This is a genomic window from Micromonospora inyonensis, assembly GCF_900091415.1.
In the GTDB taxonomy this organism is placed as follows: domain Bacteria; phylum Actinomycetota; class Actinomycetes; order Mycobacteriales; family Micromonosporaceae; genus Micromonospora; species Micromonospora inyonensis.
This window is the reverse complement of the sequence record NZ_FMHU01000002.1, coordinates 1939336-1959312: the sequence shown is the minus strand read 5'-3', so window position 1 is coordinate 1959312 and position 19977 is coordinate 1939336. Positions and strand designations below refer to the sequence as shown.

Annotated in this window: 16 protein-coding genes and 4 pseudogenes; 11 read left to right on the top strand and 9 right to left on the bottom strand. The window is 67.8% G+C overall.

From position 1 onward, the window contains the following. Positions 1-20 precede the first annotated feature (20 nt). Positions 21-1117 (bottom strand): annotated as a pseudogene (locus tag GA0074694_RS23165) (IS630 family transposase). A gap of 152 nt (positions 1118-1269) precedes the next feature. Between GA0074694_RS23165 and GA0074694_RS23160 the strand changes: the two are divergent. The 3 genes and pseudogenes from GA0074694_RS23160 to GA0074694_RS23150 form a co-directional block, all read left to right on the top strand. Continuing rightward, a pseudogene (locus GA0074694_RS23160) lies at positions 1270-1554 on the top strand (transposase); the annotation flags it as partial. Positions 1555-1564: 10 nt separating this feature from the next. Next, positions 1565-2661, top strand: a pseudogene (locus tag GA0074694_RS23155) (IS630 family transposase). Between the two features lie 98 nt (positions 2662-2759). Then, positions 2760-3773 (top strand): nitronate monooxygenase, encoded by a 1014-nt coding sequence (locus GA0074694_RS23150; RefSeq protein ID WP_091461769.1) that lies wholly within the window; start codon positions 2760-2762, stop codon positions 3771-3773. Positions 3774-3806: 33 nt separating this feature from the next. Here the strand turns inward: GA0074694_RS23150 and GA0074694_RS23145 are convergent, their stop codons facing one another. Both GA0074694_RS23145 and GA0074694_RS23140 read right to left on the bottom strand, forming a co-directional pair. Then, positions 3807-4010, bottom strand: a complete 204-nt coding sequence (locus tag GA0074694_RS23145; protein ID WP_091461767.1) for a ferredoxin — start codon at positions 4008-4010, stop codon at positions 3807-3809. Positions 4011-4013: 3 nt separating this feature from the next. After that, positions 4014-5219, bottom strand: a complete 1206-nt coding sequence (locus GA0074694_RS23140; RefSeq protein WP_091461765.1) for a cytochrome P450 — start codon at positions 5217-5219, stop codon at positions 4014-4016. Positions 5220-5418: 199 nt separating this feature from the next. Between GA0074694_RS23140 and GA0074694_RS34325 the strand changes: the two genes are divergently transcribed. From GA0074694_RS34325 to GA0074694_RS23125, 3 genes are all read left to right on the top strand, one after another. Further along, a complete protein-coding gene (locus GA0074694_RS34325; RefSeq protein WP_091461763.1) occupies positions 5419-6078 on the top strand; it encodes a MarR family transcriptional regulator in 660 nt (219 codons plus the stop codon). Between the two features lie 279 nt (positions 6079-6357). After that, on the top strand, positions 6358-7050 hold the full coding sequence (locus GA0074694_RS23130) for a TioE family transcriptional regulator (protein ID WP_091461761.1): 693 nt from the start codon (positions 6358-6360) through the stop codon (positions 7048-7050). 123 nt (positions 7051-7173) lie between these two features. Continuing rightward, complete coding sequence (locus GA0074694_RS23125) at positions 7174-7500, top strand: hypothetical protein (RefSeq protein ID WP_141714253.1); 327 nt, start codon at positions 7174-7176, stop codon at positions 7498-7500. 271 nt (positions 7501-7771) lie between these two features. Here GA0074694_RS23125 and GA0074694_RS23120 read toward each other — a convergent pair whose 3' ends face one another. After that, positions 7772-8206, bottom strand: a complete 435-nt coding sequence (locus GA0074694_RS23120) for a hypothetical protein (protein ID WP_091463763.1) — start codon at positions 8204-8206, stop codon at positions 7772-7774. A gap of 396 nt (positions 8207-8602) precedes the next feature. On the opposite strand from GA0074694_RS23120, the gene GA0074694_RS23115 reads away from it, so the two are divergent. Next, the gene (locus GA0074694_RS23115) at positions 8603-9850 is read left to right on the top strand and encodes an IS4 family transposase (RefSeq protein ID WP_091463760.1); all 1248 of its coding nucleotides are present in this window, start codon (positions 8603-8605) and stop codon (positions 9848-9850) included. Positions 9851-10215: 365 nt separating this feature from the next. Here the strand turns inward: GA0074694_RS23115 and GA0074694_RS33175 are convergent. The 4 genes and pseudogenes from GA0074694_RS33175 to GA0074694_RS23100 form a co-directional block, all read right to left on the bottom strand. Next, a pseudogene (locus GA0074694_RS33175) lies at positions 10216-10536 on the bottom strand (TniB family NTP-binding protein); the annotation flags it as partial. 18 nt (positions 10537-10554) lie between these two features. Further along, positions 10555-10950: a KRAB domain-containing protein gene (locus GA0074694_RS33170; RefSeq protein ID WP_245714863.1), complete on the bottom strand. Its 396-nt coding sequence runs from the start codon at positions 10948-10950 to the stop codon at positions 10555-10557. Beyond that, on the bottom strand, positions 10947-13061 hold the full coding sequence (locus GA0074694_RS23105) for a Mu transposase C-terminal domain-containing protein (protein ID WP_091461756.1): 2115 nt from the start codon (positions 13059-13061) through the stop codon (positions 10947-10949). The genes GA0074694_RS33170 and GA0074694_RS23105 overlap by 4 nt, the downstream gene beginning before the upstream one ends. Then, complete coding sequence (locus GA0074694_RS23100) at positions 13058-13843, bottom strand: TnsA-like heteromeric transposase endonuclease subunit (RefSeq protein WP_091461753.1); 786 nt, start codon at positions 13841-13843, stop codon at positions 13058-13060. Before GA0074694_RS23100 ends, GA0074694_RS23105 begins: the two co-directional genes overlap by 4 nt. A gap of 159 nt (positions 13844-14002) precedes the next feature. Here GA0074694_RS23100 and GA0074694_RS33740 point away from each other — a divergent pair, with 159 nt between their 5' ends. From GA0074694_RS33740 to GA0074694_RS31100, 4 genes are all read left to right on the top strand, one after another. Further along, positions 14003-14134, top strand: coding sequence for a hypothetical protein (locus GA0074694_RS33740; protein WP_281190235.1), 132 nt, complete (start codon positions 14003-14005; stop codon positions 14132-14134). Between the two features lie 174 nt (positions 14135-14308). Beyond that, a complete protein-coding gene (locus tag GA0074694_RS23095) occupies positions 14309-15028 on the top strand; it encodes a hypothetical protein (RefSeq protein ID WP_218105781.1) in 720 nt (239 codons plus the stop codon). After that, positions 15025-17040: a coiled-coil domain-containing protein gene (locus GA0074694_RS23090; protein ID WP_141714252.1), complete on the top strand. Its 2016-nt coding sequence runs from the start codon at positions 15025-15027 to the stop codon at positions 17038-17040. Before GA0074694_RS23095 ends, GA0074694_RS23090 begins: the two co-directional genes overlap by 4 nt. Before the next feature lie 68 nt (positions 17041-17108). Continuing rightward, complete coding sequence (locus GA0074694_RS31100) at positions 17109-19148, top strand: hypothetical protein (RefSeq protein ID WP_141714251.1); 2040 nt, start codon at positions 17109-17111, stop codon at positions 19146-19148. A gap of 8 nt (positions 19149-19156) precedes the next feature. Here GA0074694_RS31100 and GA0074694_RS23070 read toward each other — a convergent pair whose 3' ends face one another. Continuing rightward, positions 19157-19948, bottom strand: coding sequence for a hypothetical protein (locus GA0074694_RS23070; protein ID WP_091461742.1), 792 nt, complete (start codon positions 19946-19948; stop codon positions 19157-19159). Positions 19949-19977 lie beyond the last annotated feature (29 nt).

Sequence of the window (19977 nt, the reverse complement as noted above, 5' to 3'; positions counted from 1 at the left end):
CCGACTTCGGAACTACTCGTCTAGTGTGCTGAGTCGTTAATTCGTTGGCAATATGCGGCGATCGTTTCGAGGATGTTGTCTGCCGTCTTGGTCCACACGAACGGTTTCGGGTCGGCGTTCCACGCCTCGATCCAGGCGGTGACGTCGGCTTCCAGTGCGGCGATACTGCGGTGGGTCGATCGGCGGAGTTTGCGGTTGGTTAGCTCGGCGAACCAGCGCTCGACGAGGTTGAGCCAGGACGAGTAGGTCGGGGTGAAGTGCAGGTGGAACCGGGGGTGCTTGAGTAGCCACTGCCCGATGGCGGGCGTCTTGTGGGTGGCGTAGTTGTCCAGCACGAGATGCAGCTCCAGGTCGGGCGGGGTTGCCCGGTCGATGGTGCGCAGGAAGCGCAGGAACTCCTGGTGGCGGTGTTTGCGTTGGGTTTGGCCGATGACCTTGCCGGTGGCCACGTCGAGGGCGGCGAACAGGCTGGTGGTGCCGTGGCGGACGTAGTCGTGGGTCACCCGGCCGGGGACACCGGGCATCATCGGCAGCATCGGCGCGGTCCGATCCAGGGCCTGGATCTGCGATTTCTCGTCCACGGCGAGGACCATGGCGGCCTCCGGCGGGTCCAGGTACAGCCCGACGATGTCGCGGACCTTGTCGATGAACAGCGGGTCGGTCGACAGCTTCCAACTCTGGACCTGGTGCGGTTTGAGGCCGAACGCCCGCCAGATCCGCGAGACCGCGGTCTGGTTCAGCCCCACCGCCGTGGCCATCGACCGCGTCGACCAATGACTGTCCTGATCGGGCGGCAGCTCTTCGAGCGTCTTCGTGATCACGGCCTCGACCTGGGCGTCGCCGATCTTCCGTGGCGCGCCCGGTCGCGGCTCGTCGCGCAGCCCGTCCACCCGATCGGCCACGAACCGCTTACGCCACTTGCCGACCGTCGGCAGCGACACCCCAAGCCGGCGAGACACCTCGCTGTTGGACAGGCCTTCCGCGCAGGCGAGGACGATCCGCCCCGCACCGCCAACGCCTGCGCCGTCTTCGGCCGCCGAGCCAGCCCTCGTAGCGCCTCCCGCTCCTCGGCGGTCAACTCCAGCGGCGCCAGCTTCGGACCACGGACATCACCCATACCCGCAATCTACCAACGAATTAACGACTCAGCACACTAGCTTGATCTTTAACCTGGGGTCGGTTGCATCGCCCCCCGGGCGATCATGGCCGCAGCCCTTGATCGATCAATCCTCTTGTCTAGGGAAGAAGATCAGGACCAAGGGCTGCGGGATGATCAGTGTGCATGACGCCGCGCGTGGAAGCGCGGTTGGGGACCTCGCGACGTTCCGTACGGAACTGCATCGCTGTCTGAGCGCCAGAGCTGATGCGCTGTTCGAGTTGGCCGACGCGGTGTTGTGCGCGGACGGGCCGGTACGGTCGCTGCCGGCCTTGTCCCTGGTGGCGGAGCACCGTCGAGGTCACGGCGCGTTGTACGACGCGCTTGGCGCCGGTCGGATCGATGTGGAACGGTTGCGGACCGTGGTGGCCTCGATGCCGATGCCACGGGCCGCCGACGATTGCGGGTATGGGTGATGGCCGTGGTCCGAAGCTGGCGCCGCTGGAGTTGACCGCCGAGGAGCGGGAGGCGCTACGAGGGCTGGCTCGGCGGCCGAAGACGGCGCAGGCGTTGGCGGTGCGGGGCGGATCGTCCTCGCCTGCGCGGAAGGCCTGTCCAACAGCGAGGTGTCTCGCCGGCTTGGGGTGTCGCTGCCGACGGTCGGCAAGTGGCGTAAGCGGTTCGTGGCCGATCGGGTGGACGGGCTGCGCGACGAGCCGCGACCGGGCGCGCCACGGAAGATCGGCGACGCCCAGGTCGAGGCCGTGATCACGAAGACGCTCGAAGAGCTGCCGCCCGATCAGGACAGTCATTGGTCGACGCGGTCGATGGCCACGGCGGTGGGGCTGAACCAGACCGCGGTCTCGCGGATCTGGCGGGCGTTCGGCCTCAAACCGCACCAGGTCCAGAGTTGGAAGCTGTCGACCGACCCGCTGTTCATCGACAAGGTCCGCGACATCGTCGGGCTGTACCTGGACCCGCCGGAGGCCGCCATGGTCCTCGCCGTGGACGAGAAATCGCAGATCCAGGCCCTGGATCGGACCGCGCCGATGCTGCCGATGATGCCCGGTGTCCCCGGCCGGGTGACCCACGACTACGTCCGCCACGGCACCACCAGCCTGTTCGCCGCCCTCGACGTGGCCACCGGCAAGGTCATCGGCCAAACCCAACGCAAACACCGCCACCAGGAGTTCCTGCGCTTCCTGCGCACCATCGACCGGGCAACCCCGCCCGACCTGGAGCTGCATCTCGTGCTGGACAACTACGCCACCCACAAGACGCCCGCCATCGGGCAGTGGCTACTCAAGCACCCCCGGTTCCACCTGCACTTCACCCCGACCTACTCGTCCTGGCTCAACCTCGTCGAGCGCTGGTTCGCCGAGCTAACCAACCGCAAACTCCGCCGATCGACCCACCGCAGTATCGCCGCACTGGAAGCCGACGTCACCGCCTGGATCGAGGCGTGGAACGCCGACCCGAAACCGTTCGTGTGGACCAAGACGGCAGACAACATCCTCGAAACGATCGCCGCATATTGCCAACGAATTAACGACTCAGCACACTAGCTGGCGGGCGACGGCGAGGGGCGGCCGCCGGGCCCCCACCACGCCCGTCACGTCCGGGGACCGGGCGTGGTGGTGTGCCGGCGGGGCAGGATGGGGTCATGGTGTGGGAGTTCGGGCGCCCGGTCGTGGTGGCGCCGATGGCCGGCGGACCATCGACGCCGGGCCTGGTGACGGCGGCCGCGGCCGCCGGTGCGCTGGGCTTTCTGGCGGCCGGGTACAAGTCGGCCGACCTGGTGGCCCGGGAGGTCGCCGAGGTGCGGGCCAGCCGGTTGCCGTACGGGTTGAACATCTTCCTGCCGTCACCGCCACCGGTCGACGTGGGACCACTGCGGGAGTACCGGCAGGCTCTCCGACCAGAGGCGGAGCGGTACGAGGTCGAGCTGCCTCGGCTTCGGCTGGCCGACGACGACGGTTTCGCCGCCAAGGTGCGGATCGCGGTCGGCGCGGCGGTGCCCTGGGTGAGTTTCACCTTCGGGGTGCCGGAGGCGTCGGTCGTCACGGAGCTGCGGCGCGCCGGCTGCACGGTGCTGGTGACGGTGACCGACGCCGAGGAGGCCCGACGCGCGGCGGCTGTGGGGCCGGACGCGCTGATCGCGCAGGCAGGGTCTGCCGGTGGTCATTCGGCCACGACGTCACCTGCTGACCACGACGGCTCGTCCACGGCGCCGCAGGTGGTCCGCGACGTCCGCGCCGCCGTGGGTCTGCCCGTCATCGGCGCGGGCGGTACCGGAACCGCCCGGGACGTGCGGCGCCTGCTGGCAGCCGGCGCGGTGGCGGTCCAGGCGGGCACCGTGTTCCTGCTCGCCGACGAGGCCGGAACCCGGGCGGTGCAGCGCGACGCGATGCTGTCGGGGCGGTTCACCGAGACGGTGGTGACCCGGGCGTTCACCGGCCAACCGGCGCGGGCGCTGCGCAACCGGTTCACCGACACGTACTCGTCGACCGCACCGCTCGGGTATCCCGCCGTCCATCACCTGACCGCACCGGTCCGGGCAGCGGCGGCCCGCCGTGAGGACCCCGAGGCGATCAACCTGTGGGCGGGCACGGCGCACGCCGAGGCCCGGCCGGGCCCGACCGCCGGGATCGTGCGCAGGCTGACCGGAGCCGGTTAGGGACCGGTTCCGGCGAAGCCGTCCCGACCCAGGTCAGGGTCGGCGTTCGGGCGACAGGACGATCGCTGCGGCCGGGCACAGGTCGACGGCCTCGCGAACCGCGTCCCACGTTCCCGCCGGCGGCTCGACCAGCAGGACGACCGCCCTGCCGTCGTCCTGCTGGTCGAACACCTCGCCGACGGTCAACACGCACATCCCGGAGCCGACGCACCGCTGCGCGTCCACGGTGATCCGCACCGGTCACGCGTCCCAGGTGACCGGGAGGCTCTTCACCCCGTAGATGTCGGCGGTCTCCGGGCGCAGGGCAACCCCGTCGGGCGGTACGGCCAGACGCAGCGTGGGGAAGCGGGTGACCAGCGCGGGGAACGCGATCCGCATCTCGACGCGGGCCAGTTGCTGACCCAGGCACTGGTGGATGCCGTGACCGAAGGCCAGGTGCCCGCCGTCGCGCCGGCGGAGGTCGAGCGTGTGGGGATCGGTGAAGCGCTCGGGGTCGCGGTTGGCGGTGTGGTACGACAGGATCACCGGCGAGCCGGCCCTGATGGTCTGGCCGCCCACCTCGACATCCTCCAGCGCCGTCCGCATGAACGTCTTGGCGACACTGAGGTACCGCAGCAGCTCCTCCACAGCCCGGTCGGCGAGCGTGGGATCGGCGCGCAGCGCGGCCAACTGCTCCGGGTTGCGCAGCAGCGCGAAGGTGCCCAGCGCCAGCATGTTCGCGGTGGTGTCGAGCCCGGCCGCCAGCAGGATCAGGGCGATCCCCTTCAGCTCCTCGTCGGTGAGGTCGGTGTCGGTGAGGTCGCTGAGCACGTCGTCGGTGGGGTTCGCGCGTTTGGTAGCCACCAGCTCCGTCAGGTAGTCCTGGGTCGCGGTGTAGGCCGCGAACAGGTCCTCGTCGCTGGTCTCCCCGTTCATGAACGAGTCGACCTGCTCCTGGAAGGAACCCCGGTCCTGGTAGGGCACCCCCAGCAGCTCGCAGATCACGATGGCGGGGATGGGCTTGGCGAACGCGGTCACCAGGTCCGTCGGTGGGCCGGTCTTCTCCATGGCGTCCAGGTGTTCGGCGGTGATCTGCTCGACGCGTTCGGTGAGCAGCCGCATCCGTCGTACGGTGAACCTGCCCATCAGCGGTTTTCGGTAGCGGCTGTGCTGAGGTTCGTCCATGAGGAGGAACTCGCCGGGCGGCGCCGGGGGGATCGTGATGTCTCCGTAGTCGATGGTCGGGTGGAGCATGAGTTCCTTGCGTGAGCTGAACCGGGAGTCGGCCAGGACCGACCTGACCAGGTCGTATCCGGTGATCAGCCAGCCGGGTCTGCCGCCGGGGAAGGTGTAGCGGCTGATGGGGCCGTGCCGGCGTGCGTCGATCAGTTCTGCCGGCGGGTCGAACGGGCAGCCGGGCTGACGTGCCGTCGGCATCGCCCGGACGGTGTGCAGGGATTCACCCATGACCATTCCTCATCTCGCGATGGTGACTGTTCAGCGATGGTCGAAAGCTACGTTTTGCTCGGAATGAATGTCAATCAGCAGAAGAGCGTTCCCGCAGGTCAACGGCGGAAAACTGATGCAATGACGCTGTCCTCTAACGCAATACCGCGTTGCAATGGATGACGGCGAAGGCAATACTCGCGGGATGCCAGGAGGACGGTTGACCCAGCAGGACCGCCAGCGCATCGCGGCCGGACTCGCCGCCAGGATCTCCTACGCCGAGATCGCGCGGCGGCTCGACCGTCCGACCTCGACGATCAGCCGGGAGGTCGGACGCAACGGCGGCCCCGGCGGCTACCACCCCCAGCAGGCGCACCGGGTGACGGCCCAGCGCGCGCGGCGCGGCACACCGGCGCCCCCGCGCGCGGCCGGACCGACGGGCGGCACGGCGGGAGACGAGATCGTCGAGCTGGCGGTCCGGACGGGACTACCGAGGATGACCGCGCGCGTGCACGTCGACCTGTTGCTGTCCGAAGACGGCAGGCGTACCGCCGCCGAGCTGACCCGCAGGCTCCGGGCCAGCCCGGCCTCCGTCTCCGTGGCGGTGAACTACCTGGTCCGCAGCGGGTACGTCCGGCGCGAGCGTGATCCGCAGCGGCGTCGCGACGTCTACGTGGTCGACGACGAGGCCTGGTACCAGTCCGTCGTGATCGGCGCGCGGCAGACGCTCGAGGCGGCGCAGGCCGCGCTGGCCGCGGCGGAGACGTCCGGGCCCGACAGCCCCGTGGGGCAGCGGCTGGCCAGGGCAGGGGCATTCCTGGAACGGGTCAGCCTGGACGGCATCGAGTCGGCCGACCGCTGGCGCGTCCTTCTGGCGTGACAGGTCCACCCGTGCCTACCGCTACGGATCGGGACAAGGGTGCGATCGCCGACGCGGACGCCGTGGCCACCGTCGACGTTCCCCCACGCCGTTGTCGGCGGTAACCGGCGCTTGAGGACTATCGTTCGGGAAGACCACGCAAACCCGGCCCGTGTCATTCGCACCCGCGACCGCGACGAGGGGGTCGGATTGGGTCCGTCATCCCTTCGACCCTATCGTTGAACTGCCGGTGTAAACCTTTGTGACGCTTCCAGCGGTGGACGAGGACGTACTGTCAAAATGCGGTTGCGGCCCATCGATCTGGCACGCGAACACGGCCTGTCCACGCAGGCGGTGCGCAACTACGAGGAGGCGGGGATCCTGCCGCCCGCCGAGCGCTCGCCGCACGGCTACCGCATCTACGCTGCGCATCACGCGGCCGCCCTGCGGACGTTCCTGACCCTGATCCCCGCGTACGGCCACGCGACCGCCGGGGCGATCATGCGCGCCGTGAACGGCGGCACCGTCGAGGAGGCGCTACGGCTGATCGACGACGGTCACGCGCAGTTGGCCGACGACCGGCGCACCCTGGAGGCCGTGGAACGGGCACTGCGTGACCTGGAGCCACCCCGTGCCGGGGAACCGGGTGTGACGTTCATCGGGCCGCTGGCGCGCCGGCTCGGCATCCGGCCGGCGACCTTGCGCACGTGGCAGCGGGCCGGTGTGGTCGTGCCCCGGCGCGATCCGCGCACCGGGTATCGCGTCTACACCGCCGCCGACGTACGCGACACGCTGTTGGCCCACCAGCTGCGGCGTGGGGGGCACGGGCTCGAGCAGATCGCGCGGGTGCTGGAGCAGGTGCGGGCGGCGGGCGGACCGGAGCCGCTGCGGGCGACCCTGCGCCAGTGGCGCGACCGGCTGACCGCCCGGGGTCGGGCCATGCTGACCGGCGCGGCCGCGCTCGACACCTATCTGCGACACCGCAGCGACTGACGCAGCGCTGATCCTGGATGCGCGTGAGGATCTGCCGCGGGATGGCGTCGGCCCTCATGACATCATCCTGGCATTGGTTGGGCGGAGGCTCCGCCGATGGTCGGCTCGGGAGGGCCCGAAGGCATGGAGCCCGCTCCAGGGGGATCGTTGCACATCTTCTACTACTCCTTGGCGCTCTTCGGCACCGTGTGGGCGCTGTTCGCGGTGCCCTTCGTCTACCACGTGGTCCGGGCCGTGCGTGCACGCAACGCGTGGCTTCCCTTCGAGCGCAAGCCGAACGGCCGCTACACGTTCATGGCGCAGCACCGTTGGTACTCCGCCTTCCGCGCACCTGGACCCGGGGGGCGGACCGCGACCGGTCTCATCGTCCGCTACGGGACCTGGCTGGCGGTCGTCGCGATGCTGTCGTACCTCCCGCTGAAGGACATCACCTACATCCTGACCCACTGAGCCGAGCAGGCGTCCACCGCGCGGGACCGTTGCCATCGGCGTCGGTGGTGGGTCCGTTCGGTCCAGGTCACGAGGGCGATCCGTAACTGGTTCCGATCGGGCTCGTGCCGACGAAGTGGGCCGGCTACCTGGTCGCCGCCGAGCAGGCCGGCACCGCCCCCGCACGCGCGGACCGGGTTCACCTGTCTCGTCTCGTTCGAGTTGGCGGGGTTGAGTTGGGCTGACCTGCGGTTCGCCATTCGTGCTCGGTGTGGTCACTGGTCGTCGTCTCTCACTTGAAGTGGCGGATTTCGGGGAACGGGGGTCGGGCGAACCCCGCGTGACGTTCGTAGAACTCGGTGCGGATCTTCGAGTGCTTGTGGCGGATCTCCGAGACCCACCGCTGGAGCGGGTTGGGAACCGACTCGTAGTTGCGGCGTAGGAGGCGGACCCAAGGGCGTTCCAGCCAGCGAGCGAAGTCGGGGGGCTGGTTGAGACGTTTCGCGACGTACAGATAGAAGTCAATCACCTGCAACTCGCGAACCATCGCGACGTGGCGGCGCCATTCGAGGTCGCAGAAGACCTCAGTCAGGGCGACTGCTTCGGGATAGACAAGCAGGTAGGTCGGCTTATAGGCGCTGTGAAAGCCGGGAAGCGCCTTGCCCCGGGCTTCCCAACGTTCATGCAGACGGGGGGCGAAGCGATAGCTGCGGGGTGCCCAGTCCATCAAGATTCGGGTGGCGCGGTGCAACTGTCCGTCAGTCCACTGACGGTCGCCGGTCGCGGCGAGGAGCCGGCCGTATCGGCGGTGGGCGGTAACAATCTCCGGGGTGTTGGTGAGACTGGTCTTGCTGGCGAGCCAGACTCGATGCTTGCGGCAGAGCGTGGGGAAATTAGGCTTCCTGGCCGGTGCCGGTGCAGCCGTAGTGCGTGTTCCATTGCGGCGACGAGCTTGGCCCAGTCCTGCTTATCCTGCGTGGTGCGGTGGGTAAACGGACTGGTGTTGACCGGGATGAACCCAATGCCACGTAGCCTAATTTGATCATGGGGTTGGACTGGGTCTTTGTGGATGGTCGGCGTGGTGGCGTGACCGGCAGGTCGGGTGCTGGTGTGCTTGCCGGTCATGTCCGAGACGGTGGCGGTGACGGCGGATCAGGTGTCGTTGGGGGTGCTGGTGTCCGCGGTGCCGCGGGATGCGGTGGACGCGGCGGTGGCCCGGTTTGGGGTTGGGGCCAAGCGGTCGGATGGGAAGCTTCCGCCGCATGTGGTGGCCTATCTGACGATGGCGTTGTGCCTGTTCGGTGAGGATGACTACGAAGAGGTCGCCACGAAGGTCACCGGGGCGTTGACCCGGTTCGGCTGCTGGGACGCCGCTTGGTCGGTGCCGACCGCGTCGGGGATCAGCCAGGCGCGGCAGCGGCTGGGCGCGCCGGTCATGGAGGAGATCTTCGAGTCGGTGGTGCAGCCGGTGGGCACGACTGATACGCGGGGGGTGTGGCTGCGGCGGTGGCGAGTCCTTGCTATTGACGGCTTCGATGTGGACCTGCCGGACACGCCGGGTAACGCCGCCGAGTTTGGCTACGCCGGCTCGGGGGGCAACCGGTCGGCGTATCCGAAGGCTCGGGTGGTGGCGTTGGCCGAGTGCGGCACGCACGCGTTCCTGGCCGGGGAGGTGTCCGGCTATGGCACCGGGGAGCGGACATTGGCGATGCGGCTGTACCCGCGGCTGCGCCGCGATGAGCTGCTGACCGCCGACCGGGGGTTCTACTCCTTCGACGCCTGGTCTGCTGCGGCGGGCACCGGGGCGGCGTTGCTGTGGCGGGCGCCGACCGGGCTGCGGCTGCCGGTCGTGCGGGTGCTGGCCGACGGCACGTATGTGTCCGTGGTGATCAACCCGAAGATCCGCGGTGCCCGCCGGGACCGCATCGTCGCCGCTGCCCGCGCTGGGCAGGATCTGGCCCCTGAGCTGGCGTATCTGGTACGAGTGGTCGAGTACGACGTGCCCGACCGCGACGGCGACGGCACCGGCGAGCTGATCGTGCTGCTGACCACCGTCCTCGACCCGGCCGAGGCCCACGCGGACGAGCTGGCCGAGGCCTACCACCTGCGCTGGGAAGAAGAGACCAGCAACGACCAGCTCAAGACGCACCTACGCGGCCCGGGCCGTCTGCTGCGCTCAAGGCTGCCGGAGCTGGCCTACCAGGAAATCTGGGCCTGGCTGATCGTCCACCACGCCCTCGCCGCGTTGATCACCCGCGCGGCCGAAGCCGCCGACCTCGACCCCGACCGGATCAGCTTCACCCGCGCGCTGCGAATCGCCCGCCGTACCGCCACCGGGACGGCGGGCATTCCCCCCTGGAGACTGGACTGACCACCTGCCCCACGCACTCGCCGAGCTGGGCCGCAAGCCGCTACCGCCCCGCCGGCACCGCAGCTGCCCCCGGGCGGTCAAACGAGCCCGCCACAACAGCTACCGCGTCAAGAAACACCACGAACCGGCCAGCATCCGCCACGACGGCCCAGCGACCATCCGGTTCTGGGGCCTCAAACCCCCACCACCGGCGGACCCGCCCGCCGCCACCAGCCAGAAAGGACTACCAGAAACACCCGGCCAGACCCGCCCAGCCAGCCGGCGTCAACACCACAGCCCGGACACGCTGACCCGCCCGCCGCACCACACCCGCCGGAAGCCCGTCCGGGCACAAACGACCAGCACAACAACATGATCAAATTAGGCTACGTGGCATTGGGGATGAACCGGCCGGCGATCTGCCGGCCGCGGACGCCGGAGAACATGCCGTTCTCGTCGAGGTCCAGGCCGGCATAGACGAAGGTGGCGCTGATCGTGTCGAAGAAGTATTTGAGCTGGTCGGAGGCGTTCTTGCCCTGGCGGGTGCTGAGGTCGAGGCGGTGAATCTCGTCGACCAGGACGATGCCGGTGCCGACCCTGCGCATCACCGAGGCGACGGTGTGCGCGATCGACTGTGGACTGTCGCGGGGTGAGACGGGCAGTCCGAGGAAGATGGCCATCTCGGTGGCCAGCATCTTCGGGGTGGCATCGGGTGGGACGACGACTTAGACGACCGGGATGCGGTCCGAAACGCCGGGGTTGCGGCGTTCCAGCTCGATCTGGAACTTCTTGCCGAGCTGGGTGATGGAGGTTGACTTGCCGGTGCCGCTGGCGCCGGACACGATCAGGCCGCGGCGGCCCAGCTGCTTGCCGCGGTTGTTGATGACCAGCTTCGTGCCGGTGTGGATGACCTTCTTGATGTCCGGGGTGGCAACCAGCAGCAGTGCAGAGTGGTAGTCCTGACGGGCCTCGTTGTAGAGATCTCGCTCGAACGGCGTGAGCCGCTTCCAGTCCTCGGTCGGCATCAGGCGGGGCGGCTCCGGGTTGATCTGCGCGACGAACGAGGCCCAGCCCTGCTTGGTGGCCAGCGGATGCCGGACGTCGGTGGAGAGCCTGCTCATCGGCCCGCCTCCAGATCGTCGGCGAACGGATCGAACAGCGCGAACGGCACGACCTCGCCGACCAGCACCGGCGGCTCGTCCTGTTCGGGTTCTGTGTCGGCCAGCACCGGCTGCGGATTGGCCGGCGGCTCCGGTTCCGCGGACGCGACGAGCGCGGCGGTGTTCAGCTCCAGCGGCAGATGGTTGCCCATCGCTTGGGCGGTGCGGGTGCGGGCCAGGACCCTGCCGCTGCCGGGGCCCTCGTCGGCCCGTCGTAGCAGCGCGGCCAAGATCACCGCAACGGCCATCTCGTTGGTGTCGTCCAGGCCTCGCTGTGCGGCGATTTTGCGGGAGGCGCGCCAGGTGAAGTCGGCGAACGGCTGCCCGACCACGTTGTGGTGCGTCCAGGGGACGGTGATCCAGCCGCCTTGGTGGTGGTTGCGAACCCAGATCCGCGAGACGTCGTAGGGGTCGTAATGGACTTCCCACCGTCCGGCGCGGCTGCTGACGCCGGAGTTCTTGCGGACGAAAGGACGCAGCTCAGCACAGTTGTAGGTGCGGTAGTCGATCTGGATTCCGCTGTCGCCGATCGCCCGCCAGTCTGCCGGTAGCAGCTCGATGTAGTCTGCGCCGGTCAGCGCGACCGGGACGTAGCCGGCTGCGGCGACCAGTGCCGCGTAGGCGTCGTTCGGAGACGCCGCCTGGTCCGGGGTGAACGGGTGCCGTAGTCCGTCATGGGGCCGGGATTGCCACCCGGCGATCACCCACTCGTCGAATAGCTCTTGCAGGTCAGGAAGAGACCAGACGGCTCTTTCGGCGACGTCGCTGCCGCGGCGGGTGACGTCGCGGCCGGTGTAACCGGCGACGTGCTGGCAGAACAGCGTGTTGATCGACTCGAAGGTCCGCTCGACGATCGCCTTATCCGTGGGCGTCTGCTGGTGCGCCGGCTGCACCGAGATGCCCAGTGTGGTCGCGGCGCGCAGGAACACCTCGGACAGGAAGACCTTGCCGTGGTCGATCACGACGGTGTCCGGGACGATAACCGGCTTCGCCGCGGCCAGAGCCATCCGCGTGTCCATGGAGACCAAGCGCTGGTGCGGGATCCGTGACGCCGACATCGCCAGCGCGGCGTCCCAGCCGGGCCGCATCGGCTCGGGGACCGTGACCCGGGCCAGCAGTAGCGCCGCGTCGACCGCCTTCGCCCCGAATGGCCGCAGCACCCCGGCGCAGATCGTGCGGGTCGCGATGTCGATCGCCAGGACGAGTTCGGCGCGGCCGATGACGCCATCGTCCATGACCGCCATGATGTCCAGCGGGGTGCTGTCCATCTGGACCTGCTCACCCGGACGGCTCGCCGTGGTCGGGGCGTAGGGGCGGGGCGGCTTGTTCGCCGTCTGCCGACGCGTCGTCGCCGCCCCGAACGTGTACTTCCCGGCCGACAACGCCTCCAGCAACCGGTAACAGGTCGCCCGCGACGGCATCTCCACCGCACCCGGGCCGTGCTCGTCATCCAGCACTTGGCGGAGTTGCCGGATCGCCCGCGACTTCGTGCCCGTCGACGTCGCCGTCTGGGCCTCGACCACCGCGGCCGCCGCCGCGACCACCCGGGCATCGACGTTGCCGGCCGGTTTCACCGTGCGCGCGTACCGCGTATCGACCAGACCCCAAAGCCCCTGCTCCCGGTAACGCTGCCGCATCCGCTCGACCGTGCGCACGCTCGTCTTGGTCCCGGCCGCCGTCAGTTCGGCGGCCTTGGCCCGCTGTCGGGCAGCCAGCGACTGCGTCGCCGGGTCATATTCACGGCGAGGCAGCGCCCCCTCCGGGGCGTCCGGCGCCACCCCGGTAACGACCTCGATCAGGTGCCGTTCCCACGTCCGCGCCGCCTTCACCACCTTCTCCGGCAGCGTTTCCAGCAACCCCAGCGGGTCCACCTTCGGTGCCGGTGCTGCGCCCACCAGCTCGAAATCCTCGGCGGCCAGCAGGTAACCCAACGCGACCACCGTGGTCTGCCCCGCAGTGGACAGCAGCCGGATCACCGTGCCCGTAATCGCCACCACTGTATGCGCGCCGCCGGCGAAAATGACCCGATCGCCGACGCGCAGCACGCCCGGCCGCTGCATTACCGCGCTCACCGGGCCGGCACCACGTTTACGGGCATGTCCGCATCGACCGCTGCCTGCACCACCGTGCGATCCGACAGCGCCAGCGTCAGGTCCGCCAGCAGATGTCGCTTCCAGAGCAGGTGAAACAGCACCGGCAGCGTCCTCAACGGATCACCGGCTAGCTCAGCGCCGTCCATCAGCCGCCGGGGCCGCTGGAACGTCCGCACCAACCGGCCGGTGACCTCGGCGTCGAAACAGCGCGGATGCCGGTAGCCGGCCAGCCAACGCTGATTGGCCACCAACACACCGTCGAGACGGTCCCAGACCGCGTACCGCCAACCGAGCAACGCGCAGGCCCGGTCACTAATGTCGAACACCAGCCGGTCGTCCTGCTCGATCAACTCCAGCGGCCGGGAGTCCAACACCAGCACGCCGCCGTCGGCCGTACGCACCAGGAAGTCCGGCGCATGCCGCCGCTGTTTGCCTTTGTCACCAGCCCACAGCAGCCAAAATGGCTGCGACACCATCGCGACCACCGACGGGTCGAAGTCCAACGCGACCAGATGATCCCGCTCGACCCACGACTCGTACCCCACCAGTCGGCCCACCGTGGCCGACCAATACCAGCCCGGGAAGTTGCGCTGACCTCTGTACGACGGAAACGACCGCACCGGCCGATCCAGCTCGCTGACGACTTCCGGCATCCAAGCCCACGGCATCTGCCGCTCCACCCCGTCGACATCGACGTACACGGCCTCGAAATCGGCGAGCACCGCCCGCCCTTGGCTGATCATCGGGATATCATCCGCCACATCAATTGTCGGATCGCGGCAGCACAGGCAGCGATAGACGGGACGCCGAGGGCCTGCATCGGTGTCGACAGGGTGCTGGGCTGCAGCGGCTCGCCGGCGCGGCGTCCGGGAGGCAGCCCAGCGTGATTCGCGGTTGGTGGCGGTGCGCTTGTTGGTGAGATGGCTAGGTACCCAAGCAACAGCTCGGCGACCGGTTCGGGCATCCGGATGGCCTACGCCCAGCCCGTCAGCCGGATCACCCGGCTCATCATCGACGACATCATCCGCAACGGCGACCAGGTCCTACAGTGACCAAACAGCAGGATCACCACAGCGGCCCGGTGCGGTCGATCGAGCGGTCTTGGCCGCGATCGCCGCCGCCCAACAGGCCGCCGGTGCCGGCGCATTGAGGACCGGCAGGCCGCGACAGGTCTTGAGGCGCGACGAAAGCAGGATCCGCTATGGGTTTCGGTCTAGACACGGCGTGTGTCGATCGGGTTGGCTAATGACATGGCCGAGTTCCCGGTACGACGAGCCACCTTGTGGCAGGACGCGGTCCGCCTTCTGTTGCTGCTTGACGCGGCTGCGAAACCAGTCGACGCCGATGCTCCTGAGGTACCCGTTGGCGCCGTTGGCGTTGTGTACACGCAGGTGCGGTTGCAGAAGCTGGACTTCTGGGTCCGCAACCCTGATTACCTGGCCAACGAGCTGCTCAACGATTACGAAGCCGACCCCGAATCGCCTGGGCTGGTCGATGAGGCGGCGCGCATCCTGGCTGGACAGGAGCCGGATCTCCGCCGTTTCCCGATGCTGAGGCATCGCTTCGGCGCCTTCGAGGAGTTGGACAATGCACTGGCGGTCCTGGTCGAGAAGGGGCTAGCTCGTAAGCGTCATCGTTTGGGTGGTGAACGGATCATTCAGCACAACTACTACTTACTCGAGCAGGGGCGGACGACAGCAGCTGGCCTGGTCAGTGAAGCGCCGGCGCTGCAGTGGTACCTGGAACGAACCCGTATGGTGGTGAACCTCGTCGACGGCGTGGGCGGAACCCAGATCAAGGACCGCCAGTATCTGCAACGCGACTATGCCGGCACTCCCATCGGGTCTTACATCCCCGCGATCACCGAACAGGTCCGCGCACGGTTGGAGGCACTACGTCCGTCCGATGCGCCCGGGCAGGCGCGGTTCGCGGCGGTGCCGCAATGAACGTCGCCGAGGGCGAGAGCCAGAAATGGACACCGCCGAGCCCGGGTGAAGTGCTGGAACGCGTGGCGGCCAAGTGCGCGTTGCCGGTCGAGACAGTACAGACCGCACTGAGCGAAGTCGGGATCACGCTGCCGAGCCCGGTGCCTCCCCCGCGCCAGATCGAGGTGCAGCGGCTGCGGGTCGAGGGCACCAAGAGCGACGGCACCGATTTCTCGATCGATCAGCGGCTGACCGCCGGTGTCTGGGCGATCATGTATCCCGACAACTTCGTCGGCAAGACGAGCATCCTGGAATTCATCGTCTGGGCGCTGCGCGGTTCCCCTCGCCAGCTGGCACCGAACATCAAGAAATGGGTACGCCGGATCACCGTCGACGCCGTCGTGACGGGCCAGGCAGTGCGGCTGGTTCTCGATCACGATGCCTCACAGAATCCAAGCGCGCTGCGCTGTCGTATCTTGTCAGCCCGATCCGCCGCCGAGCTAGCCGACGCCCAGGATGCTGATCTACGTCCGCTCGCCGAGGCCGGTGAGGCGGCGCAGGTGGAGGGCCTCATCAGCACCTTCATGATGGAGGCTCTTGGTCTCACCTACACCAGGATCTGGAATCCGGCTGGCGGGCTCGACGGTCACGGCGCCGCGCAGCTGCATGGCTGGCCTGTCTACTTCGGTGCGTGCTACCTGAATCCCGGCGGAAGCAAGATGCTTCTCGGCGACTATCCGTCACTCTCGTGGCTGCCCGGAAAGCTGCTGGAACTTTTCATCGGCCTGCCGTATGCCTCAGTCCTGGCACAGCTATCTACAGTGTCCAGGCGATTCGTGAAGCAGACCAGCCAAGCAGCACACCGTGCTGAGCAGGATCGCGCGGCACGCCGAACTGACCATGAGCGGTGGCAGCGAGAACTCGCGGACGTCCGCGAGGAACTGCAGAAGGCACGCCAGAGCACCGGCCCGCTGGCAGCAGAGGCCATAGCGATGGTCGATGCCACCTTGGACGCGCTGCGGACAGCACGGCAGGCGTACGCCGACGCCGCAGACGCCGACCAGCGTGCCGAGCGCGCGGGCCTGCTGGCACAGCAGCAGGTGATTGACGCCCGCGAGACTTGGCAGGCGCGACGGGTGCTGGGGTTGCTTTCTCCGAACTGCTGTCCTCGCTGTGAAGAACCGATCGACGGCGACCGTCACGTCATCGAGCGGCAGGAAGCATCCTGCGCCGTGTGCACCCGCCCGCTGCCGGAGGTGAATGCCGAACTCGCGCAGGCACGCATCGCGGAGCTGGAGCGTGAGCTCGCCGCGCAACAAGACCTGCATCGGCAGATCAGTGATCGCCTGCGCATGCTGAAGAAGGAACTGGATCAGGCGCAGACGGATCATGATGTTGCCCGTGCTCGGCTCGATGGCATTCGGGCCGCGTCGGCCTATCAAGCACTGCGAGAGCTGGAACTGCGCGCGGCGCGGCTGGAGGGACAACTGCAAGTCAGCGAGACCACGGCTGGCGCTTCCGAGCCCGAGTCCGACAGAACCGCCACGATCCTCTCCGTAACGCACAAGGTGCTCACCAAGGTGGTGACAGACGCAGGAAGTCATCTGTTTCCGAACCTCAACCAGCAGATCGTCGCGCTCGCGCGTGACTTCGGCGTACGGGACCTGGAGTCGGTCGACTTCAAACGCAACGGCAATCTCAACGCAACGAAGGACGGGGCCAAGACGCCTTTCGACGACGAGGGTTTCCCACCGGGGGAACGCCTGCGAGTACGCATCGCCGTCGTCATCGCGATGCTGCGAGTCAGCATGCAACGAGGCGTCCCCGCGCATCCTGGTCTACTGCTGATCGACGCGGTGGGCAGCGAGGAGGTCGTCACACCGGACGCCACGCGGTTGGTGGCTGAGTTGGAGAAGCTCACCCAGCAGGTACCCGGGCTCCAAGTCATCCTAACGACCGCCAAGCCCGAGTACGTCGAGGGGGTCCTGCCACCCGAAAGGATCATCACCAGCAGCGGGCCGTTCATGTTCTAACCACAGGACATGTTTAGGTGACAGGAGCGGGCGACCCGCCGCTGACGAGATGGACCGGGGAGGGCGTGATGGGAGCCGTCGAAGACGCGTTGACGTCCTGGGCTGCCAGCGCGACCTACCAACAACTCGACGTCGGGCCCTCCCTCGCTGACTTGGGCGGCAGTGAAGTCGTAATCGCTGAAGCGCCGGTACTGGCTACCGGCCCCCACCTACCCATGCTGCTCCAGGTACTGGTCCATCCTGAAGTCCCGGCAACACAGGACACCCTCGCCGCACTGTCACCCGCCATTGACCAAGGGTTCCGGCAGCCGTACCGAGCCTGGGTGCTTCTCGAAGCAAGCGAGATCCTGAACAACGAGCCGGTTCTGTTGAACGCCTACGGCCGCAAGGCGGCTGCGGCGCTACTGCGGCACGCTGAGGCAGCACTTGACGGTGGAGAAGACCCCGCTTATGCCCATCCGGCCATTGCCGCCTTGCTGCCGCTCTGCCTCGGCGGGTACCTCAACCACCGCCGGCTCACCGGATTGCTAACCGATATCCGGGGCGACGAACCACCAGACGCACTGCATCGTCTGCCCCTTCTCCTCGGCATCGCCTACGACCACTACCGCGATGACGGCCTCCTCGGCGTGCTGCACATCCTGGAGCAAACGCAGGCACTGCCGCCGGCAACCCGCAACGACGCTCGATACGAACTGGCACTGGCAACGCTGAACGCAGCACTGCACGCCGACAAAGCAGGCGAGGTCATGCGGCTTTTGAAGGTTGCGGCGCTGCGCCTGGCAAACGCTGAAGACGCCGAAGAAGCACGCCTGGACGCTCGTGCCTACCGCTTGGCCGTCAACGCTGCGCTCGCCTTCGCTGATCTCGGCGAACAGCGGACCAGCACTGTCCGTGACCGCCTCGTCAGCACAGCACACGACCTCGATGAGACAGTCGCGCAGCGTTTCGCCTGGGCCGCCCGAAGGCACCAGCCACCCTGGCTAGAAGCCCGCGGACACACCGAAGCAGCGTGGCATCAACTTGTTGCCACCCTGCGTCACGTCAGCACGCGACTGTTGGAACCAAGCTGGCTCGACGCCACGAAAGTGCTCGCCGAGGTCCTGCAGGTTTATCAGGCCAGCCGCGCCGTTTACACCACCTCCGCCGCTAACGGGCTCGAACAGATCCTCTCTCCTGCGGTAGAAGCGGCATTCATCCAGGAGATGGCGCTGCTGTACCACCTCGAACAAGCCCTCCAACACGACGCAGAGCTGGCCCGGCACCCCGATGCACAGCAACTAGTGGAAAGAGTGCAGGCCCGACGATGTGCCCTTCAGTCAGGAGCCCCAGCGGAGCCGCCGGGAAAATCCACAGCCGGACAGCCGTTGTCGACATGGCTGCCCGATAGCCTCGACCCTGCCGTCCAGCACCGGATTCTTGGGATTCTTACCGACCACGCTCGCGGCTTCGCGCTCACCGGAAACGTCCTTCTCGACGGCCAACTTGAGGCATTGCACGCCGCGCTGGCACAAAGCCCCGCGTGGAGAGAACCGGCGCGCAGCTACTTCACCAGCCTACAAACGCACTTCCTGAGATTTCTCCACGACCGCTTCGACGCCCAGGCCGACAAACTGGGTGCCATGACCGCCTACCTCGGCCCCCCGAAACCGGGCCAGAAGCTGTGGCTGGAGGAGGACGTACAGAACGACTGCCTCCAGTACCTGACCGGCATGCTCGAGCCGGGCAGCGTCCAGCGGGAAGTCATCGACATCGCCTCTGGACGCACCGATGTAACCTACACTCCCCAGCCCGGCATGCGTTTCGTCATCGAAGTCAAACGGCATGAAAGCAAATGGACCCGGGACGGGCTGGAAGCCAAGTACAGCGCTCAGGCCGCCAACTACACCGCTACCACCCCGCCGTTCTGCATCCTGCTTGTCGGCGATCACAGCGACCACAGCAAGGGATACACCAGCCTTCAGGACAGCGTCTGGCACACCTGGCTCGCCCGAAGCCCTACTGAGACGCCCCGTTTCATCCTCATCGGAGTCCTCCCCATCGGAGGCTTCACCCCTTCTGAACTCACCAGGCGAGCTCGCCTTTCTCGCGCACAACGCACCGTGTAGCTAAAAGGCTAGGAGAGCTGCAGACCGGTGAGAAACAGCAGCAGCTCACCGACGGAGCTGACCCGCCGCAGCGATCCGACGGTCAACTCGGTCGTATCCCCGGGCAGCAGGAACGGTGTGAACGGCAGCACGACGACACCGGCGATGGTGACGTCGGCCGGCACGGGCACCGCCAGCTTGGTGCGGTTGCCATCGATGATTGCCATCTTGCCTGCCCAGGAGGCCCACGCCCTCTCGGCCTTCTCTCGCAGCGTCTTGATGGCTGAGTACTCGCCTGCGGCGAGCCGGGCGTTGCTCTTGTAGGCCTTGCAGTCGATGAGCAGCAGCACCCCGTCGTAGTAGGCGACCGCATCGATGTCGGTGATCAACGTGCCGTCGATCTTCACGTTGCGGCGAATCAGCGACCGGTAATGCTCCGGTGGCCGCCACACCGTCAGGTCGATGAGCTGTTGCACCTCGTCCTCGAAAGCACCAGCCCACACGTTCGCTGCGTTGTCGTCGGCGGGCCGATCGAAGACCTCCGTCAGCGCCGCCGTCGCCATGGCGCCGTTGAGGACCACGTGCCGGCGACCGACTTCGTGGATCAGCCCGATGCTGGTGAGGTACACAATCGCGTCCTCCGGGCCTGCGTTGAGCCAGCCGCCGGTCAGAACGGGATGCCCGGCCGCCGCCTTCGTAAATGCCCGGAGGAACTCGCGGCGGGTCCGCACTACGTAGCCGAACCTCGACCACGCCCGCCGGGAGAGCCGGCGGGCTGCGCTGCGGGCCACCACCAGGTCGCTGTATGCCTTGAGGAACACCGCGACTGCCTGAGCCTCGCCGGTGATCC